The sequence below is a fragment of the Pseudomonas sp. GXM4 genome, assembly GCF_008923895.1.
Classification (GTDB): Bacteria; Pseudomonadota; Gammaproteobacteria; order Pseudomonadales; family Pseudomonadaceae; genus Aquipseudomonas; species Aquipseudomonas atacamensis.
In genome coordinates this window covers 1-3,119 of sequence record NZ_WBRZ01000418.1, presented here as the reverse complement: position 1 = coordinate 3,119, position 3,119 = coordinate 1, and the positions used below count along the sequence as shown (strand labels likewise).

Here is a 3,119-nt window from a genome sequence, read left to right as displayed (position 1 = left end):
AATGCATCCAATGACGCTCTGCGTCATTGGCCGCGGCGCGTCCCCAGCGGCATTCCCACGCAGAGCGTGGGAACGATCATCCGCAGTGTTGCAAATTTTCATACCGGACAAATAACAAGGGGGCGAATTCTCATCCGCCCCCTCGTTTGTCCGCTTATTCCTGCGGTTCTTCGTCTGCTGCGGCGTCGAGTTGCTGGTCTTCACCTGCTTCGTCGATACCGACGCTGCCTGCGATTTCCTCGCCCTCTTCACCTTCGAGCTCTTCGCCTTCGATTTCCGAAGGCTCCTGAACCCGCTCCAGGCCGACCAGGGTTTCATCCTTGGCCAGCTTGATCAGCGTCACGCCCTGAGTGTTACGACCCAGGCTCGATACTTCGTCGACACGGGTACGCACCAGGGTGCCCTGATCGGAGATCAGCATGATTTCTTCGCCGTCGAGCACCTGAACTGCGCCGACCAGACGGCCGTTACGCTCGTTGCTGACCATGGCGATCACGCCCTGGCCGCCACGCTTGTACTCAGGGAACTCGGTGATCGCGGTGCGCTTGCCATAACCACGCTCGGAAGCGGTGAGGATCTGGCTGCCTTCTTCCGGGATCAGCATGGAAATCAGCTTCTGCCCTTCCGGCAGACGCATGCCGCGCACGCCGCGAGCGGTACGGCCCATGGCACGCACGTCGGACTCTTTGAAACGGGTGACCTTGCCGCCATCGGAGAACAGCATCACTTCGCGCTCGCCATCGGTGATGGCCGCAGAGATCAGCACGTCGCCTTCGTCCAGCTCCAGCGCGATCAGACCGACGCTGCGCTGACGGCTGAAGGATTCCAGCGGGGTCTTCTTCACGGTGCCATTGGCGGTGGCCATGAAGATGTAGTGACCTTCGGTGTATTCCTCGACCGGCAGCATGGTGGTGATGTATTCACCGTCATCCAGCGGCAACAGGTTGACCAGCGGACGACCACGGGCCGCGCGGGATGCTTCCGGAATTTCGTAGGTCTTGAGCCAGTACACTTTGCCCTTGCTGGAGAACAGCAGCAGCGTGGTGTGGCTGTTGGCGACCAGCAGGTGAGCGATGTAGTCCTCGTCCTTGACGCCGGTAGCCGATTTGCCTTTGCCGCCACGACGCTGAGCCTGGTAAGCAGCCAGCGGCTGGGTCTTGGCGTAGCCACCGTGGGAGATGGTCACGACGCGCTCTTCTTCCGGGATCATGTCACCCAGGGTCAGGTCGAGACGGGCATCGAGAATTTCTGTGCGACGCACGTCGCCGTATTCGGCGCGGATCACTTCCAGCTCTTCGCGGATCACTTCCATCAGGCGCACAGCGCTGTTGAGGATGCGGATCAGCTCGCCGATCTGGTTGAGGATCTCTTGATACTCGGCCAGCAGCTTCTCGTGCTCCAGACCGGTCAGACGGTGCAGGCGCAGTTCGAGAATCGCTTGCGCCTGTTCTGGCGAGAGGAAGTACTTGCCTTCACGCAGACCGTATTGCGGATCGAGGTTTTCCGGACGGCACGAATCGGCACCGGCACGCTCCACCATCGCCACCACAGCCGAGGATTCCCAAGGCGTGCTGATCAGCGCTTCCTTGGCTTCCGACGGCGTTGGCGAAGCCTTGATCAGGGCGATCACCGGGTCGATGTTCGACAGGGCAACGGCCTGGCCTTCGAGAATGTGCCCACGCTCGCGCGCCTTGCGCAGTTCGAACACGGTACGACGGGTGACCACTTCACGACGGTGACGGACGAAGGCTTCCAGCAGATCCTTGAGGTTAAGGATGCGTGGGCGGCCGTCGATCAGCGCGACGATGTTGATACCGAACACCGATTGCAGCTGGGTCTGGGCATAGAGGTTGTTGAGGATCACCTCCGGCACTTCGCCGCGACGCAGTTCGATCACGACGCGCATACCGTCCTTGTCGGACTCGTCGCGCAGCTCGGTGATGCCTTCGAGCTTCTTCTCTTTGACCAGCTCGGCGATCTTCTCGATCAGACGCGCCTTGTTCAGCTGGTAAGGCAGCTCGGTGATGACGATCTGCTGACGGCCACCGACCTTGTCGATGTCTTCGATGATCGAGCGGGCACGCATGTAAATGCGCCCGCGACCAGTGCGGTAGGCTTCGATGATGCCGGCGCGACCGTTGATGATCGCAGCCGTCGGGAAGTCCGGACCGGGAATGTATTGCATCAGCTCATCGACGGTCAGCTCGGGGTTGTCGATGAGGGCCAGGCAACCGTCGATGACTTCACCGAGGTTGTGCGGCGGAATGTTGGTCGCCATGCCCACAGCGATACCGCTGGAACCGTTGACCAGCAGGTTCGGTACGCGGGTCGGCATGACTGCCGGGATCAGTTCGGTGCCGTCGTAGTTCGGCACCCAGTCCACGGTTTCCTTGTGCAGGTCAGCCAGCAGCTCGTGCGCCAGCTTGGTCATGCGCACTTCGGTGTATCGCATGGCCGCAGCGTTGTCGCCGTCGACCGAACCGAAGTTGCCCTGGCCGTCGACCAGCAGGTAGCGCAGGGAGAAAGGCTGGGCCATACGAACGATGGTGTCGTACACGGCAGTGTCACCGTGCGGGTGATACTTACCGATCACGTCGCCGACGACACGGGCAGATTTCTTGTACGGCTTGTTGTAGTCGTTGCCCAGCTCGCTCATCGCGAACAGTACGCGACGGTGCACGGGCTTGAGGCCATCGCGCGCATCCGGCAGTGCACGGCCGACGATCACGCTCATTGCGTAGTCGAGGTAGGACTGCTTCAGCTCGTCTTCGATATTGACCGGGAGGATTTCTTTGGCCAGTTCGCCCATGAGAAGCCTGATTCCTTTTTCTGGTGAAACTTCGTCATATCCATGTGGGAGCAACGAAGCTCGTCGGGGCCGGCCGAGTGCCATGCGCCGACTTACGACAAATCAACATTGGATCGCGGATTTGCGCAGTAAAGACAGCTCCGTGGAGCCGCCTCGGAAAACGCCGGATGTTATCACAAACGCCGCCACGCACCTATCCCCCAGATGCGCATGGAGCATAGTTAGTTGACCGATGACAGGCTTGAGGGGGACGAGAGAGGCTCAGAGCTTGGTTGAATGTGAAATCGGGGTCTGAATTAGCGATGTTTAT

Annotated in this window: 1 protein-coding gene; it reads right to left on the bottom strand. The window is 60.3% G+C overall.

All coding sequences use genetic code 11. The features are described 5' to 3' along the window. Positions 1-154 precede the first annotated feature (154 nt). Positions 155-2,809 carry a DNA gyrase subunit A gene (gene gyrA / locus F8N49_RS26820; RefSeq protein ID WP_016770926.1) on the bottom strand — a complete coding sequence of 885 codons (2,655 nt, stop codon included), beginning with the start codon at positions 2,807-2,809 and terminating at the stop codon, positions 155-157. Positions 2,810-3,119 lie beyond the last annotated feature (310 nt).

What these genes read in the sequence shown, in the direction of transcription:
- gyrA (WP_016770926.1), bottom strand. Translation starts at nt 2,809, where the DNA reads ATGGGCGAACTGGCCAAAGAAATCCTCCCGGTCAATATCGAAGACGAG.